We start from the raw sequence: 24,906 nt of genomic DNA on the forward strand, positions 1-24,906 counted from the left end.
AAACGTCGTCCGTTTACAGCGGCACAAACACGACGGTCTGCTGCGGGATATCGATATTCATCGCCTTGACTTCAAGCGTATCGTTCAGTTCATATTTTTTTTGCGGCACGATAAATGTTTGCATATCGAGCGACGGGATATAGAGCTGGATCTGTTTGTCTTTTTTATCGACGCACACAGCTTCCCCCGTCCACTCGGGATTTTGCAAAAGGTATACGAGCTTCCAGTGCGTTTCGCTGCACCGAGACGCTTTCCGTGCGGCAATAGACGCGATATCGCCTTCGCTGATGCGCATGAGCATATCGTCTTTGTCGATGAGCGGCCGGCCGGCCATAAACGCGCGCAGCTGTTCGTGTGCGATCAAATCGCCGTAGCGGCGGAGAGGACTCGTCACTTGGCTGTACATCGAAACGCCGATCGCAGCGTGAGGCGCAGGCGTAATGCCGACGCTGCGCTTTCGCATACAGCGGAGCAAACGAAAGTCGCCGGCAAGTCCCGGAGGCAGATCGGAGGGGATAGCGGGAGCTTCCTGACTCACGTACGGAAAGGGAATATTGTTTTTAAACGCGAAACGCGCCGCGCCTTCGCCGGCAAGGAGCATCATCTCTCGCACCGTATCGCCCGATTCGTAACGGATTTCCGGTTCGATCGAAACTTTTTTCGTCTCTTCATCGACGCTGATATGCACTTCGGGCAAATCGACCGAACAGGCGCCCGCCCTCTTTCGCCGTTCGATATTTCGTTTTGCGATATCGAACAAGGGTTTCAATTCGGGCGAATCTTTCAGCGCATCCGCTTTTTCATAGGTAAGGCGCTCGACATTGACAAACGTTTTGAAAACCGCGCAATCGGAAATGCCGCCTTTGTCGTCGAATAAAATCCGAAACGAAAGCGCGCGGCTCCTCTCGTTCAAACCGAGCGCGTAATCGGCAAGGGAAGTTTCGGCGAGCATGCGGCTCGTCCCTTCGGGCAGATACAGCGTCGTTCCGCGTTCTCGCGCGGTTTTGTCGATCGAACTGTCGGGCATGACGCTGGATGCCGGATCGGCGACATGCACCCACAGGTATTCGCCGTCCCACGCAATCGCATCGTCGGGATCTTCCGACCACGCGTTGTCGATCGCGTATGCCCTGCTTTGCACGAAAAGCCGCTCTTCTTCGGGCGGAACGGCAAGCCCCTCCGATGCCGACGTCATCGAAAGCCCGTAACGCGTCGGATACGGATTTCGCGTAAGGGGCCATACGCCCGTGTCGATGAGCAGCTTGTGCGCTTTTTCGGGCGTCTGCGAAAAACCCGCCTCCGCCATAGCTTTTGATTTGTCGGTCTGTCCGAGCGCGAGAGATTCGACTTCGCTCATATACTTGGAGTCGCCGGGAAGTTCGAGTCTTTTTTGTTTGAGCCGCTTGATAAAGGCCGCGCGCAACTCTCCTTCGTGCGCCTTTTCGTATGCCTTTTGTTTTAATGCCGCTATTTCCTCTTCGCTCCGCGGCACAAAGGCAAGCGTACCCGATTTAAAAGATGCGGCATCGAGGGCAAATTCATCGCTTTCGGAAATCGTTTTATAGACGGCAAAACTTTCATCAGCCGAAAAAGACGGGCGCATAAGCTCGGCGATATCGGCAAAAGGGACGGACGACGATGCGGTGACGGGATCGGATCGAAGCAGTTCGTAAGCTTCGGAAAGCTGCGCGGAGAGCGCTCCGTCGGAAAACGAAAGGAGCGCATCGAGACTCGAAGCGGGACCCGCATGCAGAGGCACTATATCTTTTTCACGCACTTTCAGCGACACGTATGATTTTTTTCCCGTCGCGGCCGCCGAAGGACAGTATTGAATCGCATACTTATCGCCTTCGACATCGGTGACGAGGGCGCATTGATTTTTATAGAGTACGACCGCATTTTTTCGAATCATACGGAAACTATACCGAAAAAAATTGTGTTAGTAAACGCGAACGCTTGCTCGTACGAAAGAATTACACACAAACGATCGTACGCAACGGCTGTTCGTGTCAAACGCTTGCGAGCAAACGATTGTATGTACTGCGAGATATCGTCATTCACCGAGCAGCACATTCGGCAGCCACGTGATGAGCGACGGATAATAAGCGCATAAAAACAGCACGGCGATAAGCGGAATCAAAAACGGAACGATAGCGCGGTACAGCCGTTCGAGCTTTACTTTTCCGACGTCGCCTACGATAAACAGACATACCCCGAATGGAGGAGTCACCTGCCCTATCATAAGATTCAATACGACTATCTCGCCGAAAGCACGGCTTCATCAGTTTATGCTTTCCGAACCCGACATCCGACCTATAAAACATCGGCAATATCGCGTATCGCATTTTCGACGATCTTTTTTTGTTTGGCGGAAAGCGGCGCGAAAGGTTTACGGCACGGACCGATATCGAATCCCTGCAGCGAAAGCGCATACTTTGCAGCCGGAAAAACGTTCGTGTCTACAAAGGCCTGTACGACATCGTTCAGCCTGCACTGTGCCGCGTGCGCTTTTTCGTTTTTACCCGCCGCAAACGCATTTCGAATCGCAAGGAACAATTTCGGACAAACGTTTACCGTCGTCCCGATCGTCGCCGTCGCACCGGCTGCAAGCGCGCTCGCATAGATTTCGTCAAACCCGTTTATCAAAATTTTTTCGGGATACGCTTTACCTATGCGTTCCAAATCGTAGAGATTCATCGACGTATGTTTGATCCCGACGACCCGCTCGTTTTTCAGCAGAGGGTTTGCCGTCGTAAACGAAATGCCGGTAAACTGCGGGATATTGTACACGATGATTCCGATATCGACAGCAGAGAGGATATCGAGATAATATCGATTGATCTCTTCCTGCGAATAATGATAATAGATCGGCGGGATCGCGGATACCGCACAGGCTCCGGCTTTTTCGGCATGCTTTGCCAAGTCGATCGCACTGCGCGTATTGAGAGAGCCGACATGCACGATGACCGGCACGCGGGCTTCCTCCAACACGACTTCGGCGATCGTCTTCCGCTCGTCGTCGGAAAGCAAAAGCCCTTCGCCCGACGAACCGCAGCAATAAAATCCTTCGACTCCCGAATCCGCTTCGTGCCGCACCAATTTCCGCAGCATAGTTACATTCAGTTCGCCGTGTTTATCGTAGGGCGTCAAAAGCGCCGAATACACCGCCGAACGATCGAGTGTTTTTTTTACCATGCAGTCCATCCTCCGTCCATAACCAAGTTGGAACCGGTCATATATTTCGAAGCATCCGACGCAAGGAAAATAATGGCCCCGTTATATTCGTCGGCCTGCGCCATACGTCCGACCGGCATACGGTTGCAATAATTTACCTGAAACTCTTTATCCTGCGTATCGCGGAAGACACCGGACGGCGTAAACGTGTTGACACGGATCCCCTGCTTTCCCCAATACGTAGCACAGTAGCGCGTAAGATTGTATATGCCGCTTTTGGCGGCCGAGTATGCAACCGGTTTAATAAACGCGATACCCGTCTTTTCTTTTTTGTACGCATAGATGTCCTGCACAGGACTCACCATGCCGTAAATGGAACCTATATTGATAATCGAGCCGCTTTTTTTTGCAAGCACCATCCGTCTCCCTACAGCCTGCGTCATGAGAAAAGTACCGACGAGATTTACGTTTACGACTTCGCGGAACACTTCTTCCGGAAAATCTTCAAAGGGACCGGACACTTCCGGAGGCGCGCTCGGCTGCGTATCGATACCGGCATTGTTTACGAGCACGTCGGGAGTTCCCCATTTTTTTTCGAGCGTATCGAGGAACGCGTTTATTTCGCTTTTGCTTTGTATATCGACGGCGCACGGAAAAATGCGGCCGCTTTTTGCAAGCTCGCTTCCGAACACTTTTTCGATCCGCTCGGCGCTTACGCTGCGCGCGACGACGGCAACTTTCGAATCGCGGCGATGGAATTCTTTTACCAGTTCCGCGCCGATCTGCCCCAACCCTCCGGTGACGATCACGATCTTATCGGAAACGTCGAATAACGGATCTTTCATTGTATTTCTCCTAAAAATTATTACGATATTCGCGGCAGACTCAGATACTTCCGTAAGGAGTCAGCTCTTTGTAATTCAATTCAAGTCCGAGTCCCGCCTTATCGGAAATCGTCATTATACCCTTATGCGGAATCGGTGCATCGATGAAAGTACGTTCGATCAATTCGTTGAACATAAACAGATTTTCGAGATACGCGCCGTTCGAATATGGGGCGACGATATGGCAGTGAATGACGTCGAAACCGTGCGGCGCATACGGAATATTGTACGCCTGTGCAAACGTAACCATCTTCCGCCCTTCGGTAAACCCGCCGCACCGTGTAATATCGGACTGCAGATAGTCGATACAGCCGCCGGCGATCAGATCGCGCGCACCGTAGCGCGTGTATTCATGCTCGCCCGACGCACACGGGAGAATTCCCGCCGCCCTAAAGCGCGCGAGTCCGGGCAAGTCGTCCGCAAATACAGGCTCTTCGAAAAACGTGATATTCGCATCGCGCAGCTTATACGCAAGCCGAAGCGCAACAGCCGATGAAAACGCGTTGTTTGCGTCGAGCATGATGCCGATATCCGGCCCGATCGCATCGGCGACGGCGAGCACGCGCCTCGCATCTTCATTCGGATTTTTTCCGCCGTCAACGCCGATCTTTATCTTTATCGTTTTAAATCCCGCTTCGACCATCGTCTTCGCTTCGGCGATAAGTTGGTCGATCGTATAGGAAGTCCAACCGCCCGTCGCATAGCACGGCACGGTATTGCGAGTTCCGCCGAGCATCCGGTAGATCGGCATATCGACGATCTTGCCTTTGATATCCCACAATGCGATATCGAGCACGCTCAGCGCACAGAATGCAAGACCCTTTCGCCCGACTCCACGCATATAGGCAACGAGTTCGTCGTACAATCCTTCCGTTTCGAAAGGCGAACGCCCGATGAGCTTCGGGCCGAGCGACTTCAGTATAAACGTCGCGATCGCCTCGCCTCCGACCTCGTGATAGGTAACGCCGATTCCGTGAATGCCCGCATCGGTCTTCACATCGACGACGACATAACCGATCGTTTCGACTTTGCGCGTCGAATCGGCAAAGGTACCCTTTTGTTTCGTTTCGATCAAATAGGTATCGATACCCGTAATTTTAACGTCTTTCATAGAACGCTCCTCAATGATTATTAATTTTCATCCTTTTACGGCACCGGCGGTCAGTCCCGCGACGAGCCGTTTTTGCGCAAAGAAAAACAATATGCAGACGGGGATAATCGTGATCACGCCGCCGGCAGTGAGCAAGTCCCACTGTACACCGAGCTGTCCGATCAAATTCTTCAGCGCAACCGGAATCGTCCGCGTCGCAATGCTCGTAAACAGCATGGCGAAGGTGTATTCGTTCCACGCATTCATAAAAATATAGACGCCGGTAGCAACGAGGCAGGGCACAAGGATCGGCAGAACGATCTTCGTAAACGCTTGTCCGCGCGTACAACCGTCGATCATTGCCGCTTCTTCAAGCGACGTCGGCAAATCGTTTAAAAATCCGTTCAGCAGCCATACCGAAAACGGGATGGTAAACGTCGTATACGATAACACCAGAGATGCATGCGTATGGAGCAAACCTATTTTACGCATGATCGAATACAGAGGAATAAGCAAAAGGACGGTCGGAAACATATTGTTGCACAAAAACATGCTCATCAGCAATTTTCTGCCTGTAAACAGATAGCGCGAAAACGCGTATGCGGCCAATGTCGATACCGCGAGCGACACGACTGTCGTACACAGCGCAACGATCAAACTGTTTTTCATCGCGACGAAAAAATTTACCGTCGTCGTAAATAATTTTTGATATGCGACAAAAGTAACCGAATGCGGCCAATAGGTCACTGCGCCGTACAGTTCGCTTTCCGGTTTTACCGATGTGATAAATGTCCAATAAAACGGAAAGAGTATAAATACGAGTAAAATAAAAAGCGGCAAAAACAACGACAGCAATCTTTTACCCGGATAACGAGATTCGATGACCATCAGTTTTCTCCCTTAAATGTAGAACGAACATAGGGGACGGCGACCAATGAAAGCAACACTGCAAGCAAAATCGCCATCGTCGATGCATACCCGAGATTGAGCGCGTTTCCTTTATTGTAGATATAAACGCTGAGCGTCTGCGTCGAATACGCGGGACCTCCCTCGGTCATATTGAAGATCACGTCGACGGAATTCGCCACCCATATAACACGCAAGAGCAGCGTTACGCTGAGCGTATTTTTGAGCGACGGAATCGTAACGTGGAGCAGCTGCTGTACCTTTTTCGCTCCGTCCATTTCGGCGGCTTCGTACAATTCACCCGGTACTTGCTGTAACCCCGCAAGGATCATCAGCGCAAAAAAGGGAATACCCTGCCAAATGATCGTAACGATCACACACGGGAAAGCGGTCGACGTCTGCGATAAAAAAGGGATCTTCGTTTCGATTATATGCATTCGCAAAAGTAAATCGTTCAATACGCCGAGGTTGCCGTCAAAAATCCAACGCCACATCAAACCGATAAGAACACCGGGTGTGACCCACGGAATCATACTGATAGAGCGGACAAAACCGCGGCCCATAAAATAGCGGTTCAACAAAAGCGCCAAACAAAAGCCGAATAAAAATTGAAAGCCGACGCCGAAACCGACCCACGCAATCGTCCTGAGCAGCGCACCCCAAAACAGCGGATCGGCAAACATATCGATATAATTTTTTATGCCGATAAAGCCGATCTCTTTCGGTCGGCGTAAATCGTAATTTTGAAAACTCATCAAAACGGCATTGAGCACCGGAATAAAAACGACGAACAGCACGATGAGCACAGCCGGCGCAACGAGCGCATAGGGAACATATTTATTTTTCGTTTCTAAATATTTCATCAACGGCATCCTGACTTAGGACGGAAAGCGATTTCCTTTCCGTCCCAAAAAATTTGTTAACGGGAAATTACTAGCGATACAAACCCTTTTGGAGTATTTCCATGCATTCCTTTGCCGAGATTTTTCCGGTCAAGGCCTGTGAAACCGTGTTGGGCCACAGCGTCGTGACGAATTCCGTCGTCGTATCGCGGATCGGAAGGATGCCTGCGAAACTCTGCCCGTCAAGCGAAGCTTTCATAAAGCGATTGCTTTGGAAATACTCGCGCGCGCCGACGGTTTTGCTGACGGGAATATTTCCCGTACCTTCGCACCACATCCGCTCGCCTTCTCCCGCCGCGAGGTATGCGACCCATTCGAACGCGGCTTCGGGATTTTTGCACGATTTGAAAATAGCGGTATCGGTATCGCCCATGCTTGTCCAGCGCCCCTTGCCTGAAGGAAACGGAAACGCGGATACGTCGTCGCCGAATATCTTTACCATATCGGCGGCTGAACCGGTATGATGGATCGTCATGGCCGTCAACCCCGACTTGAAATTTGCCATGATTTCGCTGAAACCGTCGCTCGTCGCCGTCGGCGGGACATAACCGTTTTTATACAGATTGATAAAATCCTGCATACCTTTGATCGCTTCGGGCGAATCGAGCTTGGCAAAATTACCGCCGGCCGCATGGATAAAGCTGCCCCACGGTTCATGTCCGTTTCTGCCGCCGCGCATACCGAAACCGTAGACATCCGTTTTACCGTCGCCGTTCGTATCCATCGTACATTTTTTTATCGCGTCCAAAAATTCCTCATACGTTTTCGGAACGGAAATGCCGGCTCTCTTAAAATACGAAGGCCTATAGTACACGTAGAGCACTTGGATATTCCACGGCATGACATAGATTTTATTCGAGCCGCCCGCCTGCTTCATCACATTCCAAATATTGGCGTCGATATCGTTTTTCTTTTCCCACTTGTCGACATAGGGCGTCAAATCGAGCAGCAGATTATTGTTCGCAAAAAGCGGCGTCGCAGTCAATTTCCACGTTGCGCAGTCGATATCGCCGCCGCCCATAGCCGCATTGAACAGGTTCTCCGAAAACGCACCTCCGTCCCACGCAGCTTCTTCGCCGATGACGGTAATGCCCTTGCCGTTTTCCGCATTGAATTTTTTGATGATATCCTGCATCAGCTGCGAATATGCGGTCGTATCCGCCCAATAGCGGAAACGCACGGTTTTTCCTCCCGACGAAGCGGGATCGTTTGCTCCCATCGCAAACACCAGCGTACCGGCAGCGATAAAGACCCATAGCCGCGACAGCATCTTTTTCATATTACCTCCTAAAATTCGAAATAAAAAGCGGCGGCGATATCTCAGACGACGCTTTTTATCCTCCTCTCATAAAAACTTTTGCATGATTGACTGTTTGTCTGACAATCCTACAATAATATTCTACACCGTATTTTCAAATTGTCAAGAAAAAAATACGTGAAATTTTCGAAAAACCGCACGAAAAAACGGGAGTTTTATCATTGACAAACGAAAAAATGTATTATAGTCTGATGTCAGACAATATGAAACCGATTATGCGAATTTCCGTTACGTCGCAAATTGTCGATTCCATAAAAGAATCGATCGAAAACGGACAATTTCCGGTCGGAAAAAAACTTCCGGCCGAATTGGAACTCTGCAAATTGATGCATGTCAGCCGCTCATCAGTCCGAGAAGCTTTATATCAGCTTCAAGCGCAGGGATATGTAGAACTGCAAGCGGGAAAAGGCGCCTTCGTCCGCAGCAAAAAACCGAACGACACATACGAAGCCATACGGCAATGGTTTATTTCAAGCGCACCGAATCTGGAAGATTTTATAGAAGTCCGCCTTGCCATAGATCCGCTCGCCGCATCGCTTGCGAGCGTCAAGGGAACGGAAAAAGAGATACGACAGCTCGCCGACATCCATGAACAGTTTGCGAAAGCGAATACCGCAAACGACGTTCCGCGCCTCGTATCGCTCGACGAACAGTTTCATTCGCAGATATTAAAGATGAGCCACAACGTGTTGCTGAAACAGATAAGCGAACTGCTGCTCAAAGAATTAAAACAGTACCGCACGATGTCGATCACGGCAAAAAAGAATTCCGACAACACCGTCGCCGAACACGGTGCCGTTCTGCAGGCGATCGCTTCGAGAAATAAAGAAAAGGCGCAAAAAGCGATGATCCGCCACCTGCATAAAGTGAGGGAAGACATCGGCGCCGTCATCAATAAAAAACGGGAGAAAGAACCGTGAAAATAAAACGCCTCGATCACATCACCATCATCGTAAAAAACCTTGAAAAGACGATGTCGTTTTACGCGGATGTTATGGGATTCCAAAAAGAGCAGACGGTAGACTGCGGCGATCACATCCTCAGATATTTCCGAGTGCCCGGCGGTCAGCGCATAGAGCTTAACCAATACCTCTACGAAGTCGCAGACCATAAGGGCAAACTCAACGACAAGGGTGCGTATCGGCACTGCGCTTTCGAAGTCACCGACATATCGGGATGGGAAAAGCGCATCACGCAGGCGGGATATCCGTTTCATATCCCCGTGCATGACGACGAAAAAAACGGCGTCTACAGCGGGCTTTTTTTGGATCCGAACGGCGTCGAAATCGAACTCATCGAATATAAAACGGATATCGCGTAGGCTGCACGGCCGATTTTTTTCGAATCATATACCGTACGTATACGTCCAATAAAATCCGAACGACCACGCCGAACGGTTTTTGCCGTCGAAAGCGGTGCGGTTTTCGTAGTCGAAATCCGCAGTAAACGAATGGCGTGAAGTGAGCAAAAACGTAAACTGAGGACGGATGTCGAAAATAAAACCGCCGTTGTAATCTTTCGTCTGCGCGTATTGGGCATAGTCCGAATCGTGCCACCGCTTATCGTAGGATCCCCACGCGAGCGACGACCAGCCGCTCAAAATCATCCTGCGGGAAATACCGAAGCGCGCGAGGATGCCCGCATAGACGGCGGGCGTATAGTTCCGATCTTCGAACCAGTTTATGCCGCCTTCGGGGCGAAGCGTTAAATCGATCTTCGGAAAACCGATCGTGACCGCCGCTCCAGTCGTCCACGCCATATCGGTTTCGCTTTTGTTCGTGTCGATCGAATCCCATCCGAACCATGCATCGACGACTAATTTTTTCGTAAACACGAGCGACGCGCCGGCATAGAGATTGCCGTTCTGTTGGAACAGCCCCTCATATGCAAAGGCCGCGTGCAAAAAATCGATCGGGTGCAGTTCGAAACCGAAATTAATAATCGGGGCATCGGTGTTTGCGCCGCTCGGAATCGCAGCTCCTATTTGGAAGAGATCTTTATAGCGGTAACGCGCACCGATCGCCGTCTTTGCGTATTTGTTTGCGACGGGGACGAAACCGACGACATCGTAGGAACCGGGCGCATCGGGGGTATACCGATAGCGGTGAGCCGCTCCGCTCCACACGTTCCAATCGTTGCTGCCGCCCGCGACGCCGTGCCGGTCGTCGTACGCCGTACTGAAACCTCCGGCACGTATGTGCGCATCGGCTTTCCACACCCAATTGCCGTAGCCGGGAGCGGGGCCGACCGACCAGTTGAGCTTTGTGCCGACACCCGCATCGAAACCTTTAAACGGATGCATTAAAAAATTGATATAATACGAATCCGACCGCGTATTCCAATGCCCGTTCGCGGCATTATTATAAGCACCCCCGCCTCCGATGCGCGGCGTAGTATTCGTATCCTCTCCGCCGTTATAGTAGTGATACGAAAGCGCCGAACGTTCGGTATTTTCGAGCGAAAAATTATCGAGCGTATTGTTACCGTCGTTCCAGCACGCAAGCGCACCCCAGTTGATCATACCGTCGATCGTAAAAATACCGACGTCTACGCGGGCTTGAAGCGTATCGATAATGCCGTAATATTTAGCTCTTTGAGAGCCGAGCGGTCCGCCGAATCCCGTCCACAGCGTATTTTCCACTCCGGTGCTCTGCAGCACTTGAGCATGAGAAGCCGCACCGATCACACCGAGAGCGGCAAAAACAATACATAATTTTTTCATAGCCTGATCGTAATCTCCTGAGTCATACAAAGAAAGTTTTAACGAGCGATTGGATATCTCGAAAAACCGGCTTTCAACGATTTTTTCGAAATCTCGACGAGTTGTAACTCACTCCAGTATCGCAAGTTACGACATCGCATTTTCAAAGTTACCTCTAAAAACTGCGATTTTTAGAGGTTCCCTAAAGTTTTCGAACAGCGACGTTTCCGATTATTTCTTTTTGCCCTGATTCGCGACGCCCGCCATTTTTTCGGCGATCGCTTTTTCGTCGCCGAGGTATTTTTTTCCGATCACTTTGAAGTTGTCGTCGAATTCGTATACGAGGGGAACGCCGGTCGGAATGTTCACTTCCAAAATCTCTTCTTTCGTCAGATTTTCAAAATATTTTACGAGGGCGCGAAGCGAATTGCCGTGCGCAACGATGAGCACGCGCTCGCCTTTTTGCATGTGCGGTTTGATTTCGCTTTCAAAATAAGGAACTGCGCGTTCGATCGTCGTCGCAAGGCTTTCGGTCAAGGGCAGCACCGATTTGTCTTTTACCGTGCGGTATGCTTCCTGCAAGCGGGGACTGCGCTCGTCGTTTTCCGTCAAAGCCGGAGGCGTTACGTCGAAGGAGCGGCGCCAGATTTTTACCTGATCTTCGCCGTATTTTTCGGCGGTCTCGGCTTTGTTCATCCCCTGCAGCGCGCCGTAGTGCCGTTCGTTCAGCTTCCACGTTTTTATAACAGGCAGCCATTCGCGATCCATCGAAGCGAGCGCAAAGTTCAGCGTGTGTATCGCGCGTTTTAAAAACGACGTGTAGCAAATGTCGAAATCGAAGCCTTCTTTTTTCAATGTGACTCCGGCTTGTTTCGCTTCTTCCTGCCCCTTTTCGGACAATTCCACATCCGTCCAGCCGGTAAAAAGGTTCAATTTGTTCCATTCGCTTTCACCGTGCCGAATAAGTACCAATTTCATATACAACTCCTATAAAAAATTTTGCAGGATGTTTCAACATCCGAAAAAGTTTTTAGTCGTGCGCATAGCGCACACGTTCAATAGTCGAGTTTGCAACGCAAACTCGAGATAAAAAGTGCCGCCGCTATTTTAGGCGGGCTTTTTATACAACTCTCATAAAAAAAATCAATCATGCACACGCCTGCGCGACGAGCGTAAAGTTCAAGCAGCGCACGACTTTACGCTATCATAGCGCATTGCGCCGTGTCGGGCAACCGGAGCGTATACGTTTTTTGGAGAATATATTTTCCGAGGCAATTGCCCTGCCCCATTTTACGGTATGCCGGCACCCTTGCACGACGGCGTCCCGCCCTTCGTCAACGGATGCAACTTAATGTACACCGTCACACACGTATACCGATCGCTTGTTTGTCAGCGGACGCCGAGCGCCGTATAGCCCGCTTCGCTTACGGCATCGGAAAGCGTTTTTTCATCCACATCTTTTGAAAGCGTAACGACCGCGTTTTTATCTTTTAAACTTACGTCCGCTTTCGTCACGCCGTCGAGAGCCGAAAGCGCTTTTTCGACATGTTGCCGGCAGTGGTCGCACATCATTCCGTCGATTGCAATCGTCTTTGTCATGTTTTGTTCCTCCGTTATATCCTTGTTTACAGCGCCGTCTGCGGCTGTAAACGTATTTGCCGCTTTGCCGTCCGCCGTAAACGCTTCGTCCGGCAATTCGGCCGGCCGCTTTTTCGCCTTCCGCTTTTTGTATATGTCGAAGAGATTCAAACGCAGGGCGTTTGTGACGACGCAAAAACTCGACAAACTCATCGCCGCCGCGCCGAGCATGGGATTCAACGCGATGCCGAACGCGGGGAACAGCGCTCCCGCCGCGACGGGAATGCCGATGACGTTGTAGCAAAACGCCCAAAAAAGATTTTCTTTGATGTTCGTCAAAACGCCGCGCGACAAGTTTACCGCCGCGCTTACATCCGAAAGCGTCGATTTCATGAGCACGACGTCGGCCGCGTCGAGTGCGACATCGGTTCCGGCTCCGATCGCGATACCGATATCCGCCCGTGTCAAAGCAGGCGCGTCGTTTATGCCGTCGCCGACCATTGCGACGCGCCCGTATGTTTGAAGACGCGAAACAACTTCGTCCTTTCCGTCGGGAAGTACGTCCGACACGACCGAGCGTATGCCGACCGTTTTTGCAACCGCCCGCGCTGTACGGCGGTTGTCACCCGTGAGCATGACGACGGCTATGCCTTCATCGTACAGAGTTCGGACCGCTTCGGCGCTGTCGGATTTTGCAACATCGGCTACGGCTATGATGCCGAGCGCTTTTTCGTCTTCGGCAAAATAGAGCGGCGTCTTCCCCTCTTCGGCAAAAGCTTCGCCCTTTTCTTTTAAGCTTGCCGAAAGTAAATGGTACTCTTCCATAAGCGCCGCATTCCCACCGAACGCGCTCTTGCCCGCGACCGTTCCGCGCACTCCGAATCCCGGAAGCGCGGTAAAATCCTCCGAGCTTTCGTAAGCAATGCGCCGTTCCGCAACGGCTTCCATAAGCGCGCGTGAAAGCGGGTGTTCACTCTTCGCTTCGAGGCTTGCGGCAATTTTTAATAATTTTTCTTCGCTCTCGTCGGTGTATATGTCGGTGACACGCGGCTTCCCCTCCGTCAGCGTCCCTGTTTTATCGAGCACGACGATGTCCGTTTTACCGCAGGCTTCGAGGGCGGCGGCCGTTTTAAACAAAATGCCGTGCTTTGCGCCGAGTCCGCTTCCGACCATGATAGCGACGGGAGTTGCAAGACCTAACGCACAGGGGCAGCTTATGACAAGCACGCTCACGGCACGAGCAAGGGCAAAGCCTGCTTCCGCACCCGCAGCGAGCCACACGGTCCCCGTACCGACCGCTAAAATAATGACGGAAGGGACGAAGATACCCGACACTTTATCCGCGAGCTTTGCCGCGGGCGCTTTCGTAGCGGCGGCGTTTTCCACCATATCGATAATTTTGCTTAAAGAAGTGTCGCTTCCGACGCGGGTCGCCCGGCACGTGAGAAATCCGTTTTGATTCAATGTCGCAGCACTCACCTCACTGCCTCGCTCTTTATCGACGGGAAGACTTTCTCCGGTAAGAGCGGACTCGTTCACCGCACTCGCCCCTTCACTCACCGTTCCGTCTACGGGAATACGCTCTCCCGGCCGCACGATAAACACATCACCGACTTTTACTTCGGACGCGGGAATCGTTACTTCCTTTCCATCACGCACGACATGCGCTTCTTCCGGCGCCAAGTCCATAAGCGATTTGATCGCATTCGTCGTTTTTCCTTTGCTGTAGGATTCAAGCGTTTTGCCGACGGTGATGAGCGTAAGGATCATCGCGGACGATTCGAAATACAGATCGTGCAGGTACGCATGTGCGCTCTTCATATCGCCCGAAGCCATCGCAAAAGTCATCAAAAACAAAACGGTCGTGCTGTATGCGAATGAAGCTCCGCTTCCGAGCGCGACGAGCGTGTCCATATTCGGCGCTCCGTGTACAAAGCTTTTAAAACCGCTCGTAAAAAATCGCCTGTTGATAAGCATGACGGAAAGCGCAAGCAGCATTTCATAGAGCGCGATCGATGCAGGATTATCGTGTACGGCGAGCGGGACGGGCCACTTCCACATCATGTGCCCCATGGACACATACATGAGCGGCACGAGCAAAACGAGAGACGCGATAAGACGCTTTACGAGGCGCGGTGTTTCCGTATCTTCAAGCGACGCGCGTTTTGATGCAGCCGTATTCGTCGGACGTACATCTTTCATATCGAGGGAAGCGCCGTAGCCCGCTTTATCGACTGCAGCGCAGATCGCCTCGGCACTTGCAGGGGATACAAAATCGACGTTCATCGAATTCGTCAAAAGACTCACCGAAACGCTTTCGACGCCGGGAACTGCGGCGACCGCTTTTTCGACATGGGCGCTGCACGCAGCGCACGTCATACCGCTTACCGAAAATTTTGTCATATACATTGCCTCATCATTTGAGTCCTTTTATTAAACTCATCGTTTCATCGATGATTTTCGTATTGCCCTTTTTAATCTCTTCGGTAACGCAGCTTTCCAAGTGGTCGCGCAAAATCACATAGCCGAAGGTACGAAGTGCGCTTTCGGCGGCGGAAACTTGAATGAGCACGTCTCCGCAGTAGCGGTTTTCGTCGAGCATCGATTTGATACCGTTCAACTGTCCGATGATCCGATTCAAGCGCGAATGGAGCTGCCTCACGGACGTTTCTTCACGCGGCGTGTGTTTGTATTGGCAGTGCGCACACGTCTTCTTCGACGCCGTCTTTTCCTTGCCGTTCTTTGCCATTATTTCTCCCTGCAAAAGCTCATCTTCACTATAATACCCCCACTGGGTATATGTCAAGCGCACAGTCGGACGGATGGGTGGCTGCAAAAAATCAAATCCAAAAAAACGCAACCGGCATAGACACTCACCTCTCCCTGTACAACCGCGATACAGGAGTATGACACGTACACAAAAAACGATTTTTATGCTATACTGTAATCATGCCGATGGTTGTTTTGAATAATTTGCCGTGGTTTTGGCTCATCGTCGTCGTTCTCTGCATCGTCATCGAATCGCTTACGCTGGCGCTCACGACGATTTGGTTTGCGTGCGGCGCTTTTGCGATGATTTTTTTGTCGCTCGCACCGATTCCGTTCCGGTGGCAGCTTTTTATTTTTGTCGCGCTTTCGCTCGCGTTGCTCATCTTTACACGGCCGCTTGCGGCAAAAAAACTGGCAAAAAAAATGCCGACGAACGCGGACAGCCTTATCGGTAAAAAAGTACTCGTCACGGAACGCATGACGGAGTTCGATAAGGGAGCGGTAAAAGCGGGCGGCATCGTGTGGACGGCACGGTCGGAAAAAGGCGAAACGATCGAAAAAGGGGCGGAGTGCAAAATCGTTCGGCTTGAAGGCAATACCGCCGTCGTCGAGTCGATATAATTTTTGGAGGAAATATGAATTTGTATGTTATCATCGCAGTGATCGTTATCGTCATGGTGCTCGTCATCACGAATATTCAAATCGTTCCGCAGGCGCGCGCTTTTGTAATCGAGCGGCTCGGCACGTATATCACGACGTGGCAGACGGGTTTGCATGTAAAGACGCCGTTTATCGACCGCATCGCAAATAAAGTGTCGCTCAAAGAGCGCGTGCTCGATTTTCCGCCGCAGCCGGTCATCACAAAAGATAACGTTACGATGAAAATCGATACCGTCGTCTATATGCAGATCACCGATGCGAAGCTGTACACCTACGGCGTCGAAAATCCGATGCTCGCCATAGAAAATTTAAGTGCGACGACGCTGCGCAATATTATCGGAGAGCTGGATTTGGATGCAACGCTTACGAGCCGCGATGTCATCAACACGAAGATGCGCTCGATACTCGACGAAGCGACCGATCCGTGGGGTATCAAAGTAAACCGTGTCGAAGTGAAAAACATCATGCCGCCGGAAGCGATCCGCGAAGCGATGGAAAAGCAGATGCGCGCCGAACGCGAACGGCGCGAAAAGATATTGATCGCAGAAGGGCAAAAGCAGTCGGAGATCCTCGTCGCAGAAGGACAAAAGCAGGCACGCATCCTCGAAGCCGAAGCGCAAAAGCAGGCAACGATCCTGCATGCGGAAGCCGAAAAAGAAGCGCAGATACGAAAAGCCGAAGGCGAAGCTCAGGCGATCCGCGAAGTGCAGCAGGCGACGGCAGCCGGATTGCAGATGATCAAAGACGTGCACATCGACGAAGCGGTCGTGAAGCTTCGCAGCCTTGAAACGCTTGAAAAAGCCGCGAACGGACAGGCGACGAAAATCATCGTGCCGGCGGATTTTCAAAATCTTGCGGGCGTCGTATCGGCGATCGGCGAAATCGGAAAAAAGTAATCGACGCTTTCAAACGGGCGGCAGCCGTGCAAAAGGCGCCGTCCGAAAATCGGTTGTTTTTCGTCGGCTCCTCTCACTGCAGATTTTTCTTTTTTTTAATCGGCAAGCGCGCCGTCGAGTTCTTTCGAGATTTTTTCTTTATCCAAATCCTGTCCGATGATGCAGAGCTTTATCATTCTGTCGCCGACTTTCGCATCCCAATCTTTTTTCATCTGCGGATTTTCCGCGAGCACTTTTTCCTGTTCGGCTTTCGGACACGCGGCAAGCCATGCGCCCGAGTACCCCGCTTGTATTTGGCGGCCGCTCGTTTCGAATACCCACGCCATATCGGGTTCGTCTTTAAACCACATGACGCCTTTGCAGCGGATAATGTTTTTCGGCCAGCGGTTCGCATACGAATCGAGCTTTACGCGGTCGAACGGTTTTCGCCTCGTATAGATGAACGTGCTGATGCCGTATTCGTCTTCGTCGCTGCCGCTGTCGCCTTCTTCTTTGTGGTGGTGTTCGCCTTCTTCTTCCTCTTCTTCGATCGCACGGCACCAGCCGGCGCTTCCGTATACTTTTTCAAAATCGAACGATCCCGTGCCCATGATGTCTTCGACCGGTACTTTGCCGTTTTGCGTTTCGATGATCTTTACGTTCGGATGAATCGTATTGATGACGGCGCGGACTTTTTTCAATTCGGCTTCGCTCACCAAATCGATTTTATTAATTAATAATGTCGAACAGAATTCGATCTGCTGAACGAGCAGCGATTCGATGTCGTCTTCTTCCTTTTCTTTGAGCAGCGCATCTCCGCCTGAAAATTCGTCGACGAGGCGCTTCGCGTCGACGACGCCGACGACATTGTCGAGTTTGCCGTTTGAAATCGTTTCGAGTTCCTGGGCGATCGGCATGGGTTCGCATACGCCGCTCGCTTCGATCATGATGTAATCGTATTTGCCCGTTTTAATAAGATTTTCGATGTTTTGCGCGAGCTGCGTTTTGAGCGTACAGCAGATACAGCCGTTGGTAAGCGGAACGATGCTGCTCGTATCGGTTATCTTCGCGCCGTCGGCGATGAGTTTCGCGTCGACGTTTACTTCTCCGATATCGTTTACGATGACGGCAACTTTATAGCCTTTTTGATTCGTCAGAACGTTATTTAAAAGCGTCGTTTTTCCCGCTCCGAGGTACCCGCACAGGAGCGTAATCGGTGTCAATTTTTTTTCCATGATAATATCCTTATCGTTATAATATAATGAAAAAACGAAAAAATGACAAATGCGGTTTGTTTAATAAAATATATACGGCATCGATTTTTTTATCAAGCATTCGAATGCTCTTTTATAATAAAAACGACCGCGCATCGTGCACGGCCGCATCTCCCGTATAGTGCATCGGTTTGCCTTTCAATCTGTCTTCGGCATGACGAGACATCATGCCGCCCGCTCTTACAGCGGGATATTGCCGTGCTTTTTCAAAGGCGTGTCCATACTGCGCTTTCGAGCGAGCACTTCGAAACTCCGTGCGATGCGCGCGCGCGTTTCCTGCGGTCCGATCACTTCGCTGACATAGCCTCGCTTCGCTGCAATTTTCGGCGTCATTATCTCCGTTTTATATTCTTCCGACTTTGCCGCGACTTCGGCCGCCTTCGACGGATCTTTGAGTTCTTTTGCGTATAAAATGCCGATCGCGCCTTCCGCACCCATGACTGCGATTTCCGCTTTCGGCCACGCGTATACGTAATCGGCGCCGAGGTGTTTCGAACACATCGCGATGTATGCGCCGCCGTATGCTTTGCGCACGATGACGGTCACTTTCGGAACGCTCGCTTCGCTGTACGCATAAATCACTTTTGCGCCGTGCCGGATGATGCCTTTTTGCTCTTCCTGCGGGCCGGGGATAAAGCCGGGAACATCGACGAAAGTTAAAAGCGGGATACCGAAAGCGTCGCAGTAACGGACGAAGCGCGCGATTTTGTCGCTTGCATCACAGTCGAGAACGCCGCCGACACCCATCGGATTGTTTGCGACGATGCCGACGGATTTGCCTTCGATTTTCGCAAAGCCCGTGACGCAGTTTACCGCAAATTCGGCCGACGTTTCAAAAAATGAATCGTCGTCGATACAGCAGTTGATGATTTCGCGGATATCGTAACCGGCACGCGGATTTTCGGGGATGATTTCTTCGATGCGCTTCGCTTTTTTCTTCGCGTCGAATTTGTATTTTTCGTTTTGTGCGAGATCGTCGCCGAAATAATGGGGGATGTAGTCGAGCAGCGCGCGCACTTTTCGATAGCAGTCGTTTTCGCTTTCGCAGCGGAAATGCGCGACGCCCGATTTTTTCGAATGGATAGCCGCTCCTCCCAAATCTTCCGACGAAATATCCATAAACATAACCGATTTGACGACTTTCGGGCCGGTGATAAAGAGTTCGCTTATCTTGTCGATTGCAAAGATAAAATCGGTGATGCCCGGCGAATACACGGCGCCTCCCGCACAGGGACCGGCGACGATCGAAATCTGCGGCACCGAACCGGATGCGCGGACGTTTTGATAAAAGAGGTCTCCGTAGCCGCACAGCGCGTCGACACCTTCCTGAATGCGCGCTCCGCCGGAATCGTTTATACCGATAACGGGGCACCGCGCTTCGATCGCTTTATCGATGAGTTCGGCGATTTTTTTGCCGTGCATAAGGCCAAGCGAGCCGCCCTGCACCGTAAAATCCTGAGCGTATACCGCGACCGTCCTTCCGTTTATCTTTCCGAATCCGGTGATGACGCCGTCGTAGGGCAGGTCTTTTTTTTCCATACCGAAGCTCGTGCAGTTATGGCGCACACCCGAATAGATTTCCATAAACGAATTTTCATCGCACAGAGCGCGAATCCGTTCGATTGCGTGGAGTTTTCCTTTCTCATGCTGTTTTTCGACATTGTATTCCATAAGGCAATTCCTCGTTTCAAAAATAATGTAAGCGTATATTTTATGATACTCCATCATTTCCGTGTTGTCAATATGACAAAAATCTATTTTATGTCAAAATCGCATCGCAATCACTGTCGAAAATTCGAAGCTTTCAACAAACCGATGAATACCCGTAAACTGCGATCGGAGAAGCGTATTGAGTCACATAAACCTTATCGATGGGCGACGCGTCATGTCGATAAGCCCGTCCTAAAACCGCGCCTCATTTCCGCCGATAATGATAGCGACGTATCCCGCCGGATACGCAAAAATTTTCAACGGAGTTGTCATGTTCGTTTTTTCGATCGATAAAAAAATTGCCTGCGCTACCTTGTGTGTTTTTATATCATGCGCACTTTTGTTTCCGCAGACAGCGGGGAAAAGAACATCCTCCGAAAGTCCCGAAAACGAAACGCTTATCACGCGGGGCATACAGCCTGAGGTTTTATCGTTTAAATACAAAAAAGGCGATTCGTATCGAACGCTTTCGAAAGTGCACGAAGACGTTTTTGTCAACGGCAGAAAAAATCACCGTGCGGAAATCGTAACGCGAATTTCCGCAAAGATCACCGACGTACATGCCGACGGAAGCGGCGTCTGCGAAGCGACGTTTATGTCGTCCGAAGATTCGACGAGCAGTGCGAACGGCGCGCACTTTTCGTGGGGCGACGAATACAAAAGCGTATTTACGCGAAGCGCGCGCGGCGTATACGCGATGGACGATATGTATTTTATGCCTGTCGTCCGCGACTGCCCGATCTTTCCCGCAAATCCCGTCAAACCCGGCGATACGTGGAAGGCCGAAGGGCATGAGGCGCACGATCTTCGCCGCACTTTCGCGCTGCAAAAGCCGTTTAAAGTTCCGTTTACCGCTTCGTACGGCTACAAAGGAATTGTTAAAAATTCCGACGGTAGAATTTTCAACGTCATCGACGTGCAGTACAATCTGTATTTCGAAAGTCCGAAAATCGATGTACGGAAAGGCGATATTTCGGCTCGTACGGCGGAACTGTTGAATCGCCCGAAAATCACGATGGGATATTCGCATCAAACGCTCTACTGGGACAACGAGAGGGGCGAAATCGATCACTATCATGAAAATTTTAAAATCGTTATCGAAACCTACTACGGCGACACGTTTACGTTTCAGGGAACGGCGGAAGCGGAAGTGACCGAATTCGAGCGTGTCAACGACGACAACACGATGCAGAAAATTCAGGACAGCGTCGCGAAGCTCGGACTTGAAGACGTATCGGTAAAAAAAGGCGAAAAAGGATTGACGATCAGCCTTGAAAAAATTCAATTTCTTCCCGATTCCGCCGTCCTCCGCGAAAGTGAAAAACGAAAACTCGAAAAGATCGCCGATATCTTAAAATCGTATAAAAACGATCTGCTCGTTACGGGGCATACCGCGCTGCGCGGAAACGAAAAAGCGCGGCAAATGCTTTCCGAAGAACGCGCGCAGTCCGTCGCCGATTATCTGATCGCACTCGGCGTGCGCGATTCGTATCACGTGTTTACGCAGGGAAAAGGTGCGGCCGAGCCGGTCGCGACAAATCAAAGCGAAGAAGGCAGGTCGCGAAATCGCCGCGTCGAAATCACCATCATGGACGAATAGCGCGCCGTCCGTTTGCAAATAATACGGAACGTTCGCTCGGTGGGGCATCTCAGCTTACAAGCGTTTTTTCGTCGGCAAGCGCATCGAGGATCGATGAGAAAACGGCAAAGCTTTCGGGAGTCAGTGTCCGCTCGGTATCGTCTTTCGTGTTTATCAGCCGCCACGTTCGGGGTACCATCGATTCCAATTTTAATAATTTTTCTTTCGCTTCGGCATCGCTTTTCGCATCGACGGTGTGATTGACAATGTAGTTTTCAAGAGTTTTTTCTTTTATGAGAGATGAAAGATACGTATCCGCTTCGTCTTCCGGCAGCATCGTTACGGCGACGGCGGGAATGCCGCATGCGATAAAACCCGCGTTATCGCTGTATGCAAACGGAAGCGTAAGCCATCTCCGCGAAGCCGAACGGCGCAAAAGCTCTTCGGCGCGGTCTTCGAGAGCTGCAAAGCGCATTCGAAATCCGTACGATACGGAGAGCGGTAAAATCGTTTTGCGAAGAATCGGGATCGTACCGCGGCCCATGCAGTCGAACACATACACGTCGTCGTTTGTGATACCGAGCCGTTTAAAAAGAGACGCAAGCGAAAACGCGCCTTGAGAAGCGACGCCTCCGGAAGAGAATTCTTCGCCGTCCGAAAAAAGCAGGCGGACATTGTGAAAACCGAAGCGGCTCTGCAAGCGAGATGCCCAATCCATGAGAGAAAAATTCGCCGCGCTGTTGTCGTTCGCTCCGGGACTTCCGGGTACACGGTCGTAATGCGCGATCACCGTTTTGATTCTGAACTGAGGATTATACTGCGACGTCGGGAATTTTACATATACGTGATTTTTCCCGGCAACCGGCATCACGACGCTTTCAACGCCGCGCTCTGCAAGGTAGGAGCGGATAAACGCGCATCTGTCGCAGCCGTCTGCGATATAGTCGGAAAATCCTGCGGAAAGGAAATTCATAAGACGAGTATAGCATAAAAAAAAGCCGGAGTGCATCACTGCAGCCGGCTTTCCGATTTTCGATATAAAACGCGGCGAACCGGCTACCGGCTATCTCCGCCGTTATCAAATCTCGGACGGCGCGGCGGGCGTTCTTCTGCGACGTTGACACGCACACGGCGGCCGTCGATCTCTTTGCCGTTCATGTCGGCGATCGCTTTGTCTGCGGCAGCTTCATCCGTCATTTCGATAAAGCCGAAACCCTTTGACTGATCCGTAAAGCGGTCTTTAATAATTACTGCTGAAGCGACTTCACCGAAAGAAGCGAAGCTGTTTTTCAGAGTATCCTCCGTTGTGGCATAGTTAAGGTTGCCGACGTAAATTTTTTTGGACATATACGATGTTCCTCTTGCCGAATACGGCATTTTTTATTTGCTGATGCCAGCTGCAATCTGCGTTTTCTGAATACCGTAATCTGAAGAAACATACATTCATACGAAATAAAGCTTTATCAGAACTGTCTTTAGAGAACCAGAATCATATTAAAATTAGTAGAAAAAATAAACCGTGTCAAGTATGCGATTCGATTCGCCTGCCGTACTTCGACAGCCGAACATGCATACACATCCGCCCTACTCCAAAATCGCGCTGCCCGTATACAGGCGATAATAGCGGCCGCCGGAAGCGATGAGCTCATCGTGCGTACCGCGCTCGATAGTCGTACCATGTTCCAGCACGACGATTTCATCCGCATTGCGGACGGTACTGAGGCGGTGCGCGATGACGAACACCGTCCTGCCTTTCATAAGGCTGTCCATGCCTTTTTGAATGAGCATTTCGGTTCTCGTGTCGATCGAACTCGTCGCTTCATCGAGGATGAGCACCGGCGGATCGGCGACGGCGGCGCGCGCGATCGCGATGAGCTGTCTTTGCCCCTGACTCAAATTTCCGCCGTCACCCGAAATGACGGTATCGTATCCCTTTTCAAGTCTGCGGATAAAAGCGTCCGCATTTGCAAGGCGAGCCGCAGCGACAATCTGCGCATCGCTTGCTTCCAAATTGCCGTAAGCGATATTGTCGCGTATCGTTCCGGAAAAAAGATGCGTGTCCTGCAGCACGATACCGAGTGAACGGCGCAGATCGTCCTTTTTAATTTTATTGATCGGAATGCCGTCGTACGTGATGCTGCCAGAATCTTCGGCGACGTCGTAAAAGCGTGTCAAAAGATTTATCACCGTCGTCTTCCCGCTGCCGGTAGAGCCGACGAGCGCGATTTTCCGTCCGGGTAAGGCGCGCATACGGATGTCGTGCAAAACGGTTTTTCCTTCATCGTAGCCAAAACTCACGTGATCGAAGGCGACGTCGCCTCGCAATCGTATCAATTTCCTATCGGAGGGATCTTTCCACGCCCATTCGCCGGTATATGCGAAAGACTGCACGAGCTGCGTTTTTCCGAGTTTATCGCGCGCTTCGCATGCGTTGACGAGGCACAGTTTTCCTTCGTCTGCTTCACCCGCTTCATCGATAACAGCGAACACCCGCTCCGCACCGGCGAGCGCGTTCAATATTCCGTTGAACTGCTGACTCATCATCGTTATCGGCCGGCTGAAATTTCGCGTGTACTGCAAAAAGGCGGCTATGGAACCCAAATCGAGCTTGCCGCCGATGACGAAAAGCGCACCTGCGACCGCGACGAGCGCGTACTGAACGTGAGAAAGATTTCCCATAAGCGGCATGAGCATACCCGCGTAAGCATTCGCGCGGATCCCCGAAGCACAAAGTTCGCCGTTGAGCGAAGCAAAAGAAGCGATCGCTTCGCGTTCGTGATTGAACACTTTGACGACGCGCAGCCCTTCGATAAGCTCTTCGACATAGCCGTTTACCCGTCCGATATTTTTTTGCTGATCGCGGAATGCGCCCGCGCTCTTTTTTCCGACAAAAGCGGCGAGCAGCATGATGAGCGCGATCGAAGCGACGGCGATAAGCGTGAGCGCGGGACTCAATACGATCATCATTGCGAATATGCCTGAGACGGTAAGGGCAGACGAAAAAAGCTGTCCCAAACTCTGACTGAATACATCGCGCAGCGTATCGATATCGTTCGTAAAGCGAGACATGATTTCGCCGTGCGTCCGGGTATCGTAATATTTTATCGGGAGCGTTTCAAGTTTTTCGAACAAATCGCGTCGGATGCGGAAGAGCACGTCCGACGAAATATGCAGCATGATACGAGAACTGCCCCATGAAGCGAAAGAGCCTGCGGCAAAAATCGCAAAAACGAGGACAAGCATTTTAATAAATTTTGTTAAATCGGGATCCTTTTTTCCGATGAGCGGAATGATATAATCGTTGAGAGCGGGTTTTATCGCATACGAACTTACGACGCTCGAGCCTGCATTTACGGCGATAAGGATAAAAATGATTATCCACAGCGCTTTGTATTGCGCCATATAAGACGCGAGCCGCTTTATCGTCGAGCGCACGTGTTTCGGCTTCGCATAGCCTTTTTTTTCAAATCGTCTTGCTTCCGGCAT

Annotated in this window: 22 protein-coding genes; 5 read left to right on the forward strand and 17 right to left on the reverse strand. The window is 51.0% G+C overall.

The annotated features are described in order from the left end of the window. Positions 1-13 precede the first annotated feature (13 nt). From JSQ97_RS03925 to JSQ97_RS03960, 8 genes are all read right to left on the reverse strand, one after another. Positions 14-1,912: a ribonuclease catalytic domain-containing protein gene (locus JSQ97_RS03925; protein WP_205074851.1), complete on the reverse strand. Its 1,899-nt coding sequence runs from the start codon at positions 1,910-1,912 to the stop codon at positions 14-16. 141 nt (positions 1,913-2,053) lie between these two features. After that, positions 2,054-2,260 (reverse strand): TRAP transporter large permease subunit, encoded by a 207-nt coding sequence (locus tag JSQ97_RS03930; protein WP_370590029.1) that lies wholly within the window; start codon positions 2,258-2,260, stop codon positions 2,054-2,056. A gap of 53 nt (positions 2,261-2,313) precedes the next feature. Then, on the reverse strand, positions 2,314-3,195 hold the full coding sequence (locus JSQ97_RS03935; protein WP_021329576.1) for a dihydrodipicolinate synthase family protein: 882 nt from the start codon (positions 3,193-3,195) through the stop codon (positions 2,314-2,316). Continuing rightward, positions 3,189-4,019 carry an SDR family oxidoreductase gene (locus tag JSQ97_RS03940; RefSeq protein WP_205074853.1) on the reverse strand — a complete coding sequence of 277 codons (831 nt, stop codon included), beginning with the start codon at positions 4,017-4,019 and terminating at the stop codon, positions 3,189-3,191. The genes JSQ97_RS03935 and JSQ97_RS03940 overlap by 7 nt, the downstream gene beginning before the upstream one ends. A 40-nt stretch (positions 4,020-4,059) precedes the next feature. After that, a complete protein-coding gene (locus JSQ97_RS03945) occupies positions 4,060-5,169 on the reverse strand; it encodes a mandelate racemase/muconate lactonizing enzyme family protein (protein ID WP_205074854.1) in 1,110 nt (369 codons plus the stop codon). A gap of 27 nt (positions 5,170-5,196) precedes the next feature. Continuing rightward, a complete protein-coding gene (locus JSQ97_RS03950; protein WP_187384633.1) occupies positions 5,197-6,036 on the reverse strand; it encodes a carbohydrate ABC transporter permease in 840 nt (279 codons plus the stop codon). Continuing rightward, complete coding sequence (locus JSQ97_RS03955; RefSeq protein ID WP_205074855.1) at positions 6,036-6,917, reverse strand: carbohydrate ABC transporter permease; 882 nt, start codon at positions 6,915-6,917, stop codon at positions 6,036-6,038. Before JSQ97_RS03955 ends, JSQ97_RS03950 begins: the two co-directional genes overlap by 1 nt. 70 nt (positions 6,918-6,987) lie before the next feature. Next, on the reverse strand, positions 6,988-8,235 hold the full coding sequence (locus tag JSQ97_RS03960; protein WP_205074856.1) for an ABC transporter substrate-binding protein: 1,248 nt from the start codon (positions 8,233-8,235) through the stop codon (positions 6,988-6,990). Positions 8,236-8,465: 230 nt separating this feature from the next. On the opposite strand from JSQ97_RS03960, the gene JSQ97_RS03965 reads away from it, so the two are divergent. Both JSQ97_RS03965 and JSQ97_RS03970 read left to right on the forward strand, forming a co-directional pair. Beyond that, entirely contained in the window at positions 8,466-9,194 is a 729-nt protein-coding gene (locus JSQ97_RS03965; RefSeq protein WP_239446918.1) for a FadR/GntR family transcriptional regulator, read from the forward strand. Further along, positions 9,191-9,595: a VOC family protein gene (locus JSQ97_RS03970; RefSeq protein ID WP_187384636.1), complete on the forward strand. Its 405-nt coding sequence runs from the start codon at positions 9,191-9,193 to the stop codon at positions 9,593-9,595. The genes JSQ97_RS03965 and JSQ97_RS03970 overlap by 4 nt, the downstream gene beginning before the upstream one ends. Before the next feature lie 24 nt (positions 9,596-9,619). On the opposite strand, the gene JSQ97_RS03975 is transcribed toward JSQ97_RS03970, so the two are convergent. From JSQ97_RS03975 to JSQ97_RS03990, 4 genes are all read right to left on the reverse strand, one after another. After that, positions 9,620-10,996, reverse strand: a complete 1,377-nt coding sequence (locus JSQ97_RS03975) for a hypothetical protein (protein WP_205074857.1) — start codon at positions 10,994-10,996, stop codon at positions 9,620-9,622. Between the two features lie 210 nt (positions 10,997-11,206). Next, complete coding sequence (gene gpmA, locus JSQ97_RS03980; RefSeq protein WP_021330399.1) at positions 11,207-11,953, reverse strand: 2,3-diphosphoglycerate-dependent phosphoglycerate mutase; 747 nt, start codon at positions 11,951-11,953, stop codon at positions 11,207-11,209. 411 nt (positions 11,954-12,364) lie between these two features. After that, complete coding sequence (locus tag JSQ97_RS03985) at positions 12,365-14,956, reverse strand: heavy metal translocating P-type ATPase (protein WP_205074858.1); 2,592 nt, start codon at positions 14,954-14,956, stop codon at positions 12,365-12,367. Between the two features lie 13 nt (positions 14,957-14,969). Continuing rightward, a complete protein-coding gene (locus JSQ97_RS03990; protein WP_205074859.1) occupies positions 14,970-15,302 on the reverse strand; it encodes a metal-sensing transcriptional repressor in 333 nt (110 codons plus the stop codon). A 200-nt stretch (positions 15,303-15,502) separates the two neighbouring features. Between JSQ97_RS03990 and JSQ97_RS03995 the strand changes: the two genes are divergently transcribed. Together JSQ97_RS03995 and JSQ97_RS04000 are read left to right on the forward strand one after the other, a co-directional pair. Then, on the forward strand, positions 15,503-15,943 hold the full coding sequence (locus tag JSQ97_RS03995; protein WP_205074860.1) for an NfeD family protein: 441 nt from the start codon (positions 15,503-15,505) through the stop codon (positions 15,941-15,943). 14 nt (positions 15,944-15,957) lie between these two features. After that, entirely contained in the window at positions 15,958-16,878 is a 921-nt protein-coding gene (locus JSQ97_RS04000) for an SPFH domain-containing protein (RefSeq protein WP_205074861.1), read from the forward strand. Between the two features lie 95 nt (positions 16,879-16,973). Here the strand turns inward: JSQ97_RS04000 and JSQ97_RS04005 are convergent, their stop codons facing one another. Together JSQ97_RS04005 and JSQ97_RS04010 are read right to left on the reverse strand one after the other, a co-directional pair. Further along, entirely contained in the window at positions 16,974-18,092 is a 1,119-nt protein-coding gene (locus tag JSQ97_RS04005) for a CobW family GTP-binding protein (RefSeq protein ID WP_180486564.1), read from the reverse strand. Between the two features lie 219 nt (positions 18,093-18,311). Beyond that, on the reverse strand, positions 18,312-19,802 hold the full coding sequence (locus JSQ97_RS04010; RefSeq protein WP_205074862.1) for an acyl-CoA carboxylase subunit beta: 1,491 nt from the start codon (positions 19,800-19,802) through the stop codon (positions 18,312-18,314). 379 nt (positions 19,803-20,181) lie between these two features. Between JSQ97_RS04010 and JSQ97_RS04015 the strand changes: the two genes are divergently transcribed. Continuing rightward, the gene (locus tag JSQ97_RS04015) at positions 20,182-21,441 is read left to right on the forward strand and encodes an OmpA family protein (RefSeq protein WP_239446920.1); all 1,260 of its coding nucleotides are present in this window, start codon (positions 20,182-20,184) and stop codon (positions 21,439-21,441) included. Between the two features lie 49 nt (positions 21,442-21,490). Here the strand turns inward: JSQ97_RS04015 and JSQ97_RS04020 are convergent, their stop codons facing one another. The 3 genes from JSQ97_RS04020 to JSQ97_RS04030 form a co-directional block, all read right to left on the reverse strand. Continuing rightward, positions 21,491-22,393, reverse strand: coding sequence for a M28 family peptidase (locus tag JSQ97_RS04020; protein ID WP_205074864.1), 903 nt, complete (start codon positions 22,391-22,393; stop codon positions 21,491-21,493). Positions 22,394-22,476: 83 nt separating this feature from the next. Then, a complete protein-coding gene (locus tag JSQ97_RS04025) occupies positions 22,477-22,767 on the reverse strand; it encodes an RNA-binding regulator (RefSeq protein ID WP_187384654.1) in 291 nt (96 codons plus the stop codon). Between the two features lie 237 nt (positions 22,768-23,004). Next, complete coding sequence (locus tag JSQ97_RS04030) at positions 23,005-24,906, reverse strand: ABC transporter ATP-binding protein (protein ID WP_205074865.1); 1,902 nt, start codon at positions 24,904-24,906, stop codon at positions 23,005-23,007.

The sequence above is a fragment of the Treponema sp. Marseille-Q4523 genome, from assembly GCF_016901105.1.
Lineage (GTDB): Bacteria > Spirochaetota > Spirochaetia > Treponematales > Treponemataceae > Treponema_D.